This window comes from Natrinema thermotolerans (assembly GCF_031165565.1).
In the GTDB taxonomy this organism is placed as follows: domain Archaea; phylum Halobacteriota; class Halobacteria; order Halobacteriales; family Natrialbaceae; genus Natrinema; species Natrinema thermotolerans.
On the sequence record NZ_CP101873.1, the window covers coordinates 1394747 to 1406974 of the forward strand.

The 12228-nt window shown below is 66.9% G+C and carries 13 protein-coding genes; 5 read left to right on the forward strand and 8 right to left on the reverse strand.

Annotated features, from left to right (window positions below; translation table 11 throughout):
• Positions 1–206 precede the first annotated feature (206 nt).
• Positions 207–1079, forward strand: coding sequence for an aminotransferase class IV (locus tag NP511_RS07175; RefSeq protein WP_049964993.1), 873 nt, complete (start codon positions 207–209; stop codon positions 1077–1079).
• Between the two features lie 9 nt (positions 1080–1088).
• Here NP511_RS07175 and NP511_RS07180 read toward each other — a convergent pair whose 3' ends face one another.
• Both NP511_RS07180 and NP511_RS07185 read right to left on the reverse strand, forming a co-directional pair.
• On the reverse strand, positions 1089–1484 hold the full coding sequence (locus NP511_RS07180; RefSeq protein ID WP_049964994.1) for a hypothetical protein: 396 nt from the start codon (positions 1482–1484) through the stop codon (positions 1089–1091).
• A 141-nt stretch (positions 1485–1625) separates the two neighbouring features.
• A complete protein-coding gene (locus NP511_RS07185; protein ID WP_049964995.1) occupies positions 1626–2753 on the reverse strand; it encodes a saccharopine dehydrogenase family protein in 1128 nt (375 codons plus the stop codon).
• A gap of 96 nt (positions 2754–2849) precedes the next feature.
• On the opposite strand from NP511_RS07185, the gene NP511_RS07190 reads away from it, so the two are divergent.
• A complete protein-coding gene (locus NP511_RS07190; protein WP_049964996.1) occupies positions 2850–3284 on the forward strand; it encodes a Rieske (2Fe-2S) protein in 435 nt (144 codons plus the stop codon).
• Here the strand turns inward: NP511_RS07190 and NP511_RS07195 are convergent.
• Both NP511_RS07195 and NP511_RS07200 read right to left on the reverse strand, forming a co-directional pair.
• Entirely contained in the window at positions 3281–3640 is a 360-nt protein-coding gene (locus tag NP511_RS07195; RefSeq protein ID WP_006650102.1) for a DUF7344 domain-containing protein, read from the reverse strand. The genes NP511_RS07190 and NP511_RS07195 overlap by 4 nt on opposite strands.
• A 185-nt stretch (positions 3641–3825) precedes the next feature.
• The gene (locus tag NP511_RS07200; RefSeq protein ID WP_049964997.1) at positions 3826–4116 is read right to left on the reverse strand and encodes a transcriptional regulator; all 291 of its coding nucleotides are present in this window, start codon (positions 4114–4116) and stop codon (positions 3826–3828) included.
• 110 nt (positions 4117–4226) lie between these two features.
• Here NP511_RS07200 and NP511_RS07205 point away from each other — a divergent pair, with 110 nt between their 5' ends.
• The gene (locus tag NP511_RS07205; protein ID WP_049964998.1) at positions 4227–5198 is read left to right on the forward strand and encodes a nucleotidyltransferase family protein; all 972 of its coding nucleotides are present in this window, start codon (positions 4227–4229) and stop codon (positions 5196–5198) included.
• Between the two features lie 75 nt (positions 5199–5273).
• Positions 5274–5978 carry a hypothetical protein gene (locus tag NP511_RS07210; protein ID WP_049964999.1) on the forward strand — a complete coding sequence of 235 codons (705 nt, stop codon included), beginning with the start codon at positions 5274–5276 and terminating at the stop codon, positions 5976–5978.
• A gap of 150 nt (positions 5979–6128) precedes the next feature.
• Here NP511_RS07210 and NP511_RS07215 read toward each other — a convergent pair whose 3' ends face one another.
• From NP511_RS07215 to sppA, 3 genes are all read right to left on the reverse strand, one after another.
• Entirely contained in the window at positions 6129–6854 is a 726-nt protein-coding gene (locus NP511_RS07215) for a diphthine--ammonia ligase (protein WP_049965000.1), read from the reverse strand.
• Positions 6855–6901: 47 nt separating this feature from the next.
• A complete protein-coding gene (locus tag NP511_RS07220) occupies positions 6902–8197 on the reverse strand; it encodes a DUF373 family protein (RefSeq protein WP_049965001.1) in 1296 nt (431 codons plus the stop codon).
• 105 nt (positions 8198–8302) lie between these two features.
• Positions 8303–9295 (reverse strand): signal peptide peptidase SppA, encoded by a 993-nt coding sequence (gene sppA / locus NP511_RS07225; RefSeq protein ID WP_006650095.1) that lies wholly within the window; start codon positions 9293–9295, stop codon positions 8303–8305.
• Positions 9296–9561: 266 nt separating this feature from the next.
• Here sppA and NP511_RS07230 point away from each other — a divergent pair, with 266 nt between their 5' ends.
• Positions 9562–10176 carry a hypothetical protein gene (locus NP511_RS07230; protein ID WP_136396866.1) on the forward strand — a complete coding sequence of 205 codons (615 nt, stop codon included), beginning with the start codon at positions 9562–9564 and terminating at the stop codon, positions 10174–10176.
• Positions 10177–10679: 503 nt separating this feature from the next.
• On the opposite strand, the gene NP511_RS07235 is transcribed toward NP511_RS07230, so the two are convergent.
• On the reverse strand, positions 10680–12020 hold the full coding sequence (locus tag NP511_RS07235) for a carboxylate--amine ligase (protein ID WP_049965002.1): 1341 nt from the start codon (positions 12018–12020) through the stop codon (positions 10680–10682).
• Positions 12021–12228 lie beyond the last annotated feature (208 nt).

Below are 12228 nucleotides of genomic sequence, written 5' to 3' on the forward strand. Positions count from 1 at the left end.
AAAAACGACGCCTTGAGGGGTTCGTGTGTACGAGCGCACGAACCCGAACGATGGGCAAATCGAAGCGGTATCGAACGTCTGGAACTCTGCTTCGTGAAGTCCCTCGCGAGTCCCGAACGTAAGTGAGCGTGACGCGAGCGGCGCGATCGAGCAGCAGTCAGCAACTTCATACACCTCCGAATGCCACGACGAGACGATCCACCGCCATGACCGACGACCCGATCTACCACGTCGACGGCGACCTCGAGCCCGCCAGCGAGGCGACCGTCAGCGTCGACGACCGGGGCTTTCGGTACGGCGACGCCGCCTTCGAGACGCTGCGGGCCTACGGCGGGCGGATTTTCGCGTGGGAGGCCCACCGCGAGCGCTTGGAGCGGACCTGCGAGGCGCTCTCGCTCGAGCATGGGCTCGCCGCCGCCGACCTCCGAGAACGGATCGACGAGACGCTGGCGGCCAACGACCTCGCGGACGCCTACGTCCGGCTGTCGATCACCCGCGGCGTCCAGCCGGGGAAGCTCACCCCCGATCCCGAGGTCGATCCCACCGTCGTCGTCTACGTCAAACCGCTCCCGCGGGGCGGGCTCGAGGGCGAGCCCGTCTGGGACGGCCCGGCGACCGTCGAAACCGTCGCGACGCGCCGCGTCCCCGACGAGTCGATCCCCGCCGCCGCCAAGACTCACAACTACCTGAACGGCATTCTCGCGCGCACGGAACTCGAGCCCGGAAGCGACGAGGCGCTGCTGTGCGATCTCGAGGGCCGAGTGACCGAGGGCGCGACGAGCAACCTGTGTTTCGTCCGGAACGGCACGGTCCACACGCCGACGACCGACGGCCCGGTGTTGCCGGGGATCACCCGCGATATCGTCCTCGAGTTGGCCCGCGAGGCCGGGATTTCGGTCCGCGAGGGGCGATACGAGCCGGACGCGGTCCGCGCGGCCGACGAGGCGTTTCTCACGAACCGAACGTGGGAACTCCGTCCGATCGGGACGCTTGACGGCCGCGCGATCGGCGGCGGCCCGGTCACGGACCGGCTCGCGCGGCTGTACGACGAGCGGGTCGAGCGAACCTGTTACGAGTAACGGTGGTTGTCACCGCGCCCGTCGAATCGCCCACGACAGCGACCAGCCGCCGAGGCTGGTCACGCCGAAGGCGATCGCCGCGCGGTGGGTCGGGTCCTCGGTCAGGACCCCGGCGAGCAGATAGATGCCGGCGAACAGCCCGAGCGCGACGGCGGACGCGGCGACGGTCCACAGGACGTCGGTCGACCAAGGCCACTCCTGTGGCCAGTGTGCTTCGTGAATGGACGGCACGATCACACCGAGCAGCATGAGTAACATGACCCCGCCGGCGAACTCGTCCCAGTACCACGTACTTCCGAGCCCGACCGCCATCGCGATCGGCACCGCGGTCAACAAAACCGGCAGCGAGCCGGTCCGGAGATCGTCCCTGAACCGCTCGCGAAGGGTCGGTCGATCGGAGGACATCGATAGCTACCGGCTCGAGCCGGACGCACAAAAGTGTGGTTGGTTATCCAAGAGGTCCGCAGTCCTCGGGACCGCCTCGCCGGGACTCGCCGCTCGAGTGCCATCGGAAAACGTGGCTCCACTCCCGCCGAACGGATCGATTCACCGCGGCTCGACCGGCGACGGCCGCTCGGACTCGCCGATCGCCGCCGCTTGCCCGCCGGACTCGGCCGGTGTCTCGACCAGTTCCCGCTCGGTCGCCGACAGCTCGAGGACGAATTCGCTGCCGAAGGCCGATGCGGGCGTCTGGAAGCCGGCCGGGACCCGGCCCCCCTCGAGGACCCGCTGTGCGGCCGCGACCGCCGACTCGACCGTCAGGGCGTAGGGATTCGGTGTGCGGAGCCGGGCCTGTGCCCGTCGGCCGGTCGCCTCGTCGGTCACCTCGCCCCAGACGACGGCGCTGCCGGTCGCCAGTTGGCGGTCGTCCGGCCCCTCGAGTCGGGCGTCGATCAGTCGCTTCAGGACTCGCTCGGCGGGGCCGCGCTCGAGGAGCCAGCCCAGCGAGTCGACCGCCGAGAGGGCCCGGTCCGCCCACGACGGCGCGGCGGCGTAGACCTCGATCGATTCGATCCTGGTGCTGTGGGCGGCGGTGACGACGTCGCCCCACGGGATCGTGACGGCGTGTTCGGGGCCGTCGCCGAAGTCGACCTCGCGGCTCCGGAACGCGGTCGGCACCTGAATGAGCCGGCCGTTGCGGCGCACGACGCCGCCGTCGCCGAGGTGTTCGAGCATCGTCCGGGCGGTGCCCCGCGAGAGGCCGCCCCCGCCCTTGATCCCGAGTCGCAATTGGTCGGCGGCCGGTAGCTGCTCGTTGAGAAACGCCGCCAGACAGTCCGAGGGGACGACGTCGAAGCCGACGCCGGGCAATAGCGTGATCCTCGCCTCGCGGGCCTGCTCGTCGCGCTGGCGGAGCCGCTCGAAGACCGGGAACTCGCCGGTGATATCGAGGTAGTCCGTCCCCGTCTCGAGGCAGGCGTCGACCAGCGGGCCGGCCGTCTCGACGAACGGACCGGCACAGTTGAGGACGGCGTCGAAGGGGCGGAGTCGGCGCTCGAGGTCGTCGGCCGCGAGGTCGACGGTCCGGCCCTCGACCCGGAGCGCGTCGGCCTGTTCGGCGACCGCGCGGCCGTCGCGGCCGGCGACGACGGGCGACCCGCCGCGAGCGACCGCCTCGCGTGCGATCAGTCGCCCGGTGTAGCCGTAGGAGCCGTAGACGAGAAGGGAGTCCATAGGCGGTGTTGGGCGGAGAGGGGGTTAAAACTCTGTCAGACATATGCCCGCTCGTTGTCGAAACGTTCAGGACGGGCGACCGGTAATCGGGGGCCCATGGACGCAGGACGGATCACGACGCTCGCGGACGTGCCCGCCGACTCGACGGTGCTGTTTCGCGTCGCCGACGACGCGGGCGACGAACGGGAGGCGATTCTGGTCAGGACCGACCCCGACGGCGACGATCCCGCCGACGAGGTCGCCTGCTGGCTCAACTACTGTCAACATCTCACGCATATCAAACTGGACAAGGGGTCTGGCGCGCCGATCCGGAACGGCGAACTCGTCTGTGCGAACCACGGCGCGTACTTCGAACCCGACTCGGGCCGCTGTACCTTCGGCCCCTGCGAGGGAGCCTATCTCACCGACCTCGAGGTCACCGTCGCGGACGGCGACGTCTACCTGACCGACGACGACTACGAATTCGTCGGTCCCGGCCCGCTCGAGACGGACGATCTCGATCGGACGTCGACCTCGAACGTCGAGTTCTAGATCTCGTCGGGCGCGACGAGATCGCGTTCCTGATCGTACACGAGCAGGCCGGCATCGACCAGCCGCGGCAGGTGATCGTGATAGAGCGAGAGATAAACCTCGGTGACCCGCTCGGCCGGAATATCCGTTACGCCGTGGCCCGTCTCCCGGATGGCGACCTCCTCCGCGGCGTCGGGCAGCGTCAGCTCCTCGTCGTAGGTGCGCATGACCCGCAACAGCAGCCGGCGGCGCTGGTCGGACAGCAACGCGAACGCGTCGTCGATCGCCTCTGCCGATGCGGTGGGCTCGTCGAGCCAGTCGAGGACGGCCTGGACGAACTCGGCGCGATCGGGTTCCGAGTGTGGTGCGGGACTCATATCTGTTCGATGGGCTCGAGTCGAACGGCCGAGACGGTGCCCGGACACGCGGGGGTTCGTCGACCGGGACACGACCGCTCGCTCGAGGGGACTACCGGGTTTGCTCTTGCGCGCTAAATATTAGTGTCGAATCGGAGACGAAATTAGACACCGGCGATGACAGTCCTCGAAGGTGGACTGTCGGGTCACTCGATCGTAAACGTCGGTTCGTCGACGGACTCGCTCTTGCAGTCGGGACACCGCGAGGGGAGGTTCAGCAGGTCGTCGTAGTCGTCGAACCCGCAGTTCCGACAGGTCGGCGGGGCGACGAGGAACTGCTCGTCGCCGTCGGCTACCGACTGGGAGACGTGTTCGACGTGGCCCACCACCGCGTGGGGCGTGAGATCGAACTGCGTCGCGAGTTCGCTCGGCGTCGCCGGCTCGGCCCGAAGGGCGTCGGCGAGTTTCTGTCGGGTGGTTTCGTCGGCCTCGCGCATACCGGGGGTAACGGCGGGTGCGCTTTTACTGTTTGCTCTCCGCTCGCCGCCGCTTGCCCGCCCCCCATGAAAGGACAACTGACTTAGACCCCGCAGGAGAACACCGCCCTATGAAGGCCGTCGTCCTTGCAGGCGGGTACGCGACTCGGATGTGGCCGATTACCAAACATCGGCCCAAGATGTTCCTCCCGATCGGCGAGTCGACTGTCGTCGATCGCATCTTCGCGGAACTCGAGGCCGACGAGCGGATCGACGAGGTCTACGTCAGCACCAACGAGCGGTTCGCCCCCGACTTCGAGGCCCACCTCGCCGACAGCGAGTTCGACAAACCCCAGCTCTCGGTCGAGGAGACGACCGAGGAAGACGACAAGTTCGGCGTCGTCGGCGCGCTCGCCCAGCTGATCGACCGCGAGAACGTCGACGACGACCTGCTGATCATCGCCGGCGACAACCTGATCAGCTTCGACGTCGCCGACTTCCTCGACGCGTTCGAAGCGCGGGACGCGCCGACGCTGGCCGCCTACGACGTCGGCTCCCGCGAGAAGGCCTCCTCCTACGGCCTGGTCGACCTCGAGGGCGACCGCGTCGTCGACTTTCAGGAGAAACCCGACGACCCGAAGAGTACGCTCGTCTCGATCGCCTGCTACGCCTTTCCCCAGGAGTCGCTCGATCTCCTGCCGACCTACCTCGAGGACGGGAACAACCCCGACGAGCCCGGCTGGTTCGTCCAGTGGCTCCAGAACCGCGAGGCCACCTACGCCTACACCTTCGAGGGCGCGTGGTTCGACATCGGTACGCCCGAGAGCTATCTCGACGCCGTCGCCTGGCACCTCGACGGCGACTCGCTGGTCGCCGACTCCGCGACGCTGGAAGACGCCACGATCGGCGAGAACGTCCACGTCATGGACGACGTGGCCCTCGAGGGGACCGACCTCGAACACACCGTCATCTTCCCCGAGGCGACGGTCCGCGACGGCGACATCCGCCGCTCGATCATCGACCGGGGGACCACCCTCGAGGAACTGGATCTCGCGGGGGCGCTCATCGGCGCCCACACGACGATCACGAACGGCAGCGAGTAGCACCCGGCGGCCGTCGATCGCGGGAATCGGCGATACACCTATGGGCGTTCCGTGTGTCACCCGTGATCAACGCACATGTGCGTCGACGAGACGGCCCGGGCGGCCCTCGAGTCCCGTGCCGACGGCGTCCCGGCCGCGGAACTCGCGGCCCAGTTCCTCGAGTTCCGGCGCTGGACCGGCTCGGACCCGTTGTTGCTCGTCGCCGAGGCCGCCGCGGCCGCGACCGGACAGGGCTTTCTCCACGGGATCAAACCGGCCGTCGAGCGATTTCGCGACGCGTTCGTCGCGACCGGGCGGATCGCGTCGTTTTCGGACCTCGCCGCCCTCGAACGCGAGGACGACGACCTCGTAGCGGCGCTGGGCGCCCGGCGCAAGCGCGATGTCTGTTGTGACATCGCGGCCGTCCTCGCCGACTCCCCGGCGGAAGACGACCTCGCGGCGCTGATCGACTGGGCCGAAACCGCGGATCACTACCGCCACGAGTCGGACCCGATCGGGTCGATCGCCGGCGTCGGGCCCGGGACCTTCCAGTACCTGCGACAACTGGCGGGGGTCGATACCCCGCGACCGGATCCGACCCTCGAAAAACTGCTGTCGGCCGTCGACGACGACTGCGAGTCGTCGCCGATCGACACCGCGACGGCGCGCCGGACGATCGCCTCCTGTGAGTGGCTCGCCGTCGCCTCGGGGTATCGCCCGCTCGAGATCGATCGGATCGCGTGGTGGCGAGCGACGGAGCCGGCCGAACGGGAGGCGGTCCTCGAGGCCGCTCGTCCGTAGAAGCGACGGAAGTCCCGCTGAACCCCGTCGAACCGCCGCTACGGACCGGGTGGACCACCTTGTTCCGCTCGGGTTCGCTTCGCTCACCGCTCGCGCAACACTCTGGACCGAAAAGCCGCTCGCTCACGCCGTTCGCTCGCGGAACGATTCCTACTCCAACGTCGCGTCCGTGATTCGCAACCGGCCGCGCGTCCCCTCCCACTCGCGCTCGTACTCGAGGTCGATCCGCCGATCCATATGTGGCCCATCCACGACGAAGGTCTCGAACTCGCCGCCCTCACCCAAGATGTGGACGCCGTACTCCTCGTGCAGCGCCTCGAGGTCCGCGATGGCCTCGCGGTCGAGCGTCCGCCCGAGCCACGACTCGTCCAGCCCGCGGGCCGCGACCTGGATGATCGCGATCTCGAAGCCGGCCTCGAGCATCGCGTCGGCGAGTTCGCGGGGGTCTTCCTGCCAGAGCGGGGCGAACAGTTCACAGCCGAGGCGGTCGCACAGCCCCTGAATGCGGCTCGTCTGGTACTCGCTCTCGACGGCACCGGCGGTGACGCCCGCGATCCCGCCGGGGAGATCGGCGTCGAGGTCCTCGAGGGCGGCCTCGAGGGGCTCGAGTTCGGCGTCGCCTTGCACCCCGGAGTCGGCGGCCGTGTCGGCCGCGAAGTCGTCGGGCTCGACGTCGATCAGTTCGATGCCGATGCTCTCGGCCGCCAGCGTCGCCAGTTCCGTCGCGGGGACGTGATACATATACGAGTCGCCCGCGGGGTGGACGGTCACGAGCCGGTCGACGGGCAGTCCCGCCTCGAGGGCCCGGTACAGCGCCCACGAGGAGTCCTTGCCGCCCGAAAAGAGACTCACCCACGCGCCGTCTGCGTCGCTCATGGTCGGTCGTCGGCCGGCGCGGGTAAATGAATACCGAGTCGGAACGGTCAGCGGTCGCGATCGGCGGGCGAGTCGGCGCCGGCGGCCGCACCGCCGTCGGTGAGTTCGGGATCGCTCCGGTCCGGGACCGCGCCGGAATCGGGGGTTGCGGCCGCGGACTCGCCGTCGGCCGTCGCGCCGTCTTGTGGACCCGCATCGGAGCCGCCGTCGCTCCGTTCGTCCTCGCCGCTCGAGCCACTGAGCGAGGCCGCGATCTGTGCGCCGACGAGGCTAATGACGATCGCGGTGACGACGTAGAGCGCGAGGCGTTCGCCCGCCCCCATCACGAACCGCTCGTTCGAGAAGATGAGGAACTCGTTGGCCGGGACGACAAACGACTCCATCTGACCCTGTTGCTCGAGGAAGTACGCGGAGAACCCGCGGACGACCAGCCCCACCGCGACGACGATGAACGGGAGGTTGAGAAAGGACGTGCGGATGGGCTCGTCGCTGATCGCTTCGTCGAGCAACCGGCCGGCGCTGGCCGTCAACGCGGCCATCGCCAGCCACGGGACGCTGTCGAACGCGAAGCGGGTCGCCGGGATCACCACGCCGGGGGTGTCCTCGAGCCCCGAGACGCCGAGCGCGCCCACGAACAGGCCGACGAAGGTCAGCCCGGCCGCGACGACGTAGGTGACGACCGACACCTGCCCGGAGTACAGCGACTCGCGGGTCCCCCGGGCGAGTCTGGTCAGGCGTTCGTCGATGTTGAAGCCCTTGTAGAGCAGGAAGAGGCCGATGACGGTCGTGATCGCGGCCGCGCCCTCCGCCGGCCCGACGGTCGTCGCGAGCAGCGGAAAGACCAGCAGTGTCAGCCCGATCGGGACGAGGATCGTCTGGCGCAGCTCCTCGTCGGCGAGGAACTGCTTGAGCAGGTAGTACGTCGACTCGATGTCCCGTGCCTGGCGGACGACGACCCGGTCGACCGAATCGACCTGCACGCGGCTCTCGACGATCGGAATCAGCCGTTCGTCCTCCGCACTGTCGGTCACGACGACCGCCGAGTCCGGATCGTAGTCCGCAATGAGGTCGTCGAGCTGCTCGGCGACCGCCCGGTCGGCCGACACCATCGACTCGTGGTCCCCCGAGACGACCGCGACGACGACCTCCTCGTTCTCGTCGCGCAAGTCCTGGGCGACCCGCAACGACTCGAGCAGGGTGTTGACTCCCGAGTCCTCCGGATCCGCGAGGCCGACGTCGGTCACGAGCGCGCGAACTGCCTCCCAGCCGACGACCGGCGAGCGCAGGCCGGTCTTGCGGCCCACGTCGTCGGTCCGGTCGAGACAGACGACCAGCGTTGTCACGGTAGCCGATGCATTCTGTGCAACGATAAAACCACTTACTCGTTCGACCGCTCCCGTGGCGGTCTCGACCGGGGGACGGGGACTCGAGCGGGCGACCCCGCGCAGTTAGCTCCGCAGGCGGAACCCGCGGCCGTCGCCGAGGCCGGCGATGCCGGCTCCGAAAGCGTAGGCGACCTTCTGGGCGCCCGCGCCGACGCGGGCCATCAGCGGACGCTCGGGCTCGAATTCCTCGACGACGACCTCGTCGGTCTCGAGCCGGTCGGCCAGTTCGGCCTCGATCTCGCGGCGGGTACCGAGGTGGTCGACCAACTCCAGCTCGTGGGCCTGCTCCCCGAGGTAGATCCGGGCCTCCGTGTCGCGGATGAACTCCGGCTCTAAGTCGCGGCCGTCGCTGACCCGTTCGACGAAGGTGTCGTAGTAGTCGTCGATGATCCCCTGCAGGTACTCGCGTTCGTCCTCGTCCATCTCTTTGAGCGCCGTGCCGGCGTCTTTGTACTCGCCGGCGGCGAAGCGCTCGTAGGAGAGGCCGACCTTTTCGGCTAGGTCGCTGGCGTTGACCCGGGAGCCGATGACGCCGATCGAGCCGACGATCGACCCCTCGCGGGCCCAGAGTTCGTCGCAGCCGCTGGCGATCCAGTAGCCGCCGCTGGCACAGACGTCGGTCGCGTAGGCGACGGTCGGCCCGTCGAAGCGTTCGGCGGCCAGACGAATGTCGTCGCTGGGGACGACCTCGCCGCCGGGCGTGTTCAGCTTCAACAGCAACGCGTCGACGCTGTCGTCCTCGTCGGCGCGATCGATCTGGTCGACGACGTCGTCGGCCGGCGTCGCACCCGGGCTCGTCGGCAGGGGCCCACCGCCGCCGTCGCGGCTGATCGGCCCCTCGACGGCGACTTCGGCGACGTCGTAGCTCGGGTACAGCGAGCCGGCGATGTTGCTCGTGAATCGCAGCCCCACGAGGACGGCGGCGATCGCGAACAGCACGCCGAACAGGTCCGTCAGCGTCTGCGGATAGACGACGAACAGCGCGACCGCGACCGCCGCGGACGCGAACCCGCCGAGCGCGACCGTCAGGAGTCGCTCGGTCCCGTTACTGACCATCGGTGACACCTCGAGTCATATTGATAGCTGCGTGTGCGCTCCGTTAAGCGTTGGTGGTCCAAACTGAAGTACAGTCAGTAACTATAGTAAGAACCGGTACCGATTCAATTTCCATATATTTAGGGTCATAAAGGATTTATAATAGTTACTATCGGTTAATAGGGTAGAAAATAACACCCAACAGATTACTTACCATCCATGGTATTTCAGGCCGCAATATGAGAAAAAGAAGAACGGTATTGCGCACGTGTGAATCGGGACTTACTTTGGGCATCGCCGCAGTCGGAAGCGGCGCAGCGCAATCAAACGACGAATGCGATGAGTGTAGTGTTGAAGTGGTCTCGGAAACAGAACAACAGAAGATAGTGGACGTAAGTATTGAAGGTGAGACATACAGATACCGAATTGATAAGAAGAGTACTTCGGTTCACCTCATAGAAGTGAACCCCCGTACCAATATTGGTACTCAACAAGTCGACACTGATCTCGAAATACTCCGAGAAACCGATCCTTGGGGAGACACTATCGGTGAATACTCATTTCCTAACGTCAAAAAATACGAAGTCGGAGTTGCAGCAGTCGCAGGAGAAGATATTGGACAGGCAGCTGGGGGTGCAATTGGGGGTGTAATCTGTGCGGCTCTCCCCGGTGCAGGGTGGGGTGCAGCAGGAGTCTGTGGGGCCGCTGGGAGCGTTCTCATAGACTTCGATACGGCCGGGGACGAATTCACCGTGGGCCTTTGGGACGAAGCCAGCGACGGTCCAGTCGGTACCCCCCAAATTCGTATTGGTACTGCAGCAGGTCATGAATATTCGCATGAAGATCTCGAGGAAGCAGAGAGCGTTCCGGGATATCTCGCACTCGCCGACCCTAGTCCATAAGTCAGGGCTGAAATTAGATGACAAACCACAGACCACAGACAAGAACTACGTTCATTATGATTTTATCGGGGGTGGTGGCAACGGGGCTATATACGATCGCTACGGGGCAGGTAGTCGAAGTGGTGACGCCACTGCCTTACTTACTCGTCGCGGCCGCGCTCGGAACTCTCGGCGCTCTTATCGAGTATACACGGGAGAGTACGATCCTGAAAGCAATATGGGCAGTCGTAGCCGGCGGGACGATAGGCGTACTCATTTCCGATGAAACATGGTCCGAACTCCTTTTTGCGTTCTTTTTCGGCGGTCTACTCGTCATGACTACGCTGTACGTGTTCGACGTACGGCGCTCGAACTCGTCTCCGAGTACGACTGACTCCTGAGACTCCCGCTTCGCGATCTATTTTACTGTGAACTCGAGTCAGTTACGAATTCCGTAATTCGGAGTGTGATGTGTTGCTGGTCTGGGACGGTTACATCGACGTTTCGCGCTGGCAACGTGTCGGTCACCGCGTCCCGTCGTCCGAACTCCCTGACTGCGGTCCGGTTGGGCCGCCGTCGGTCTGTGCCGGCTCCGATGCCGGGCGGTCGATCGTCGGCGTCGCGCCGGTCGGCTCCGTCCCGTCGTCCCCCGTCTCGGCCGTCGCCGACCGATCCCCCAGCCACGTCCGCACGAGGTTGACGCCGTCCTGCACGAACGGCACCGGGTCGTCGGCGACGGCGTAATCGAACCGTGGGTGAGCGACGAGCGACGTCGCAACCTCGCGGACGGCGGTCCCGAGCGAGGGCCGCTCGACCAGCGGATACTCCTCGGTGGCGACGCTGTGTACGTAGCTGAGTTCGCCCCGCAACAGATGGCCGCCCATCCCGACCTCGTAGGTCGGCTCCGACGTGATCGGCTCGCCGGTCGCCAGCTGCCAGTAGTAGGCGGGAAAGTCCGCGCCCGCCCGGACCGAGAACGGCAACGAGGACCAGAACCGCGGGTTGATCTCCATCAGCTTGAACTCGCCGTCGGACGGGTCCCGCAGGAACTCCACCATCGCGAGCCCGTGCCACTCGAGTTCGTCGAGCAGTGCCCGCCCCGCGTCCTCGAGTTCCGGGATGAAGACCGATTCCCGGTAGGCGCTGGGTCCGCCACAGTACTTCCAGCCTCGTCGCTGGCAGTGCTGGAAGGTCGCGACCGGGTCCCCGTGATCGTACAGCGCGAAGAAGCCGTACTCCGGCGAGTCCGGGATCCGTTCTTGGACCAGCGGCACGTGGCCTCGCGTGTCGATCTCGGCCTGCCGGTCCGGTTCCGTTCCCGGAGGCTGGTACTCGGTCGAGCCGATCGTCGCGTGTGCCGCGCTCGAGCCGAGATAGGCCGGTGCCGCGACGGTGTAGCGTGGTTTGACGATCGTCTCGCGATCCCAGTCGTCCCACTCGTCGAGAAGGGCGGTCTCGGGGGCCGCGACGCCGGCCGCGTCGGCGGCGGCGAAGAGGTCGACCCGGTCCTGGACGCGCCGGAGCGTCTCGAACGCCGGCCACGGGGTCGCGACGTCCGTCGCGAACTCGTCCCTGCGGTTCGCGAGGACGTAGACGTCTTCCTCGCGGACCGGGACGATCGTCTCGATATCGGTCCGATCGGCGAGCGAACGGAGCGCGTCGCCGTACGCGGCGAGGTCGGTCTCGGGGTCGGGCAGCCCCACGAACTCGTCGCGATAGGCCGACGTCGCCGCCGGCGTCGATCGCGACTCGGAACCCACGACGGTCCGAACGCCGCGCGGTCGAAGCGAGCGGCAACAGGCGACCGTACTCGGGGCGGCGATTCCCGGCACGAGAACGCTCGCGTCCTCCCTGTGACGTTGCATGAGCAGCGACTGAGGACGGCCGGTTCCATTGTTATAGATCGGGTACAGCGGCGGGACGACGACACCACCGGCCCGGCTTCCGACCGGTGGCTGTAGGCGCGGGCTACCCACGGCCGGCACCGAGACGCCAGTGCGACCGGCCGCCACGAGTCGAACCCGTCGATTCCGGCGGCCGACAACGGATAGCAGGCGCTAGGACGGCGCTACA

Excerpts from the sequence above, each read along its gene's own strand:
- NP511_RS07190 (WP_049964996.1), top strand. The coding sequence starts at position 2,850 with ATGGACGCAGGACGGATCACGACGCTCGCGGACGTGCCCGCCGACTCG.
- NP511_RS07175 (WP_049964993.1), top strand. The coding sequence starts at position 207 with ATGACCGACGACCCGATCTACCACGTCGACGGCGACCTCGAGCCCGCC.
- NP511_RS07195 (WP_006650102.1), bottom strand. The coding sequence starts at position 3,640 with ATGAGTCCCGCACCACACTCGGAACCCGATCGCGCCGAGTTCGTCCAG.
- NP511_RS07205 (WP_049964998.1), top strand. The coding sequence starts at position 4,227 with ATGAAGGCCGTCGTCCTTGCAGGCGGGTACGCGACTCGGATGTGGCCG.
- NP511_RS07200 (WP_049964997.1), bottom strand. The coding sequence starts at position 4,116 with ATGCGCGAGGCCGACGAAACCACCCGACAGAAACTCGCCGACGCCCTT.
- NP511_RS07180 (WP_049964994.1), bottom strand. The coding sequence starts at position 1,484 with ATGTCCTCCGATCGACCGACCCTTCGCGAGCGGTTCAGGGACGATCTC.
- NP511_RS07235 (WP_049965002.1), bottom strand. The coding sequence starts at position 12,020 with ATGCAACGTCACAGGGAGGACGCGAGCGTTCTCGTGCCGGGAATCGCC.
- NP511_RS07215 (WP_049965000.1), bottom strand. The coding sequence starts at position 6,854 with ATGAGCGACGCAGACGGCGCGTGGGTGAGTCTCTTTTCGGGCGGCAAG.
- NP511_RS07210 (WP_049964999.1), top strand. The coding sequence starts at position 5,274 with ATGTGCGTCGACGAGACGGCCCGGGCGGCCCTCGAGTCCCGTGCCGAC.
- NP511_RS07185 (WP_049964995.1), bottom strand. The coding sequence starts at position 2,753 with ATGGACTCCCTTCTCGTCTACGGCTCCTACGGCTACACCGGGCGACTG.
- sppA (WP_006650095.1), bottom strand. The coding sequence starts at position 9,295 with ATGGTCAGTAACGGGACCGAGCGACTCCTGACGGTCGCGCTCGGCGGG.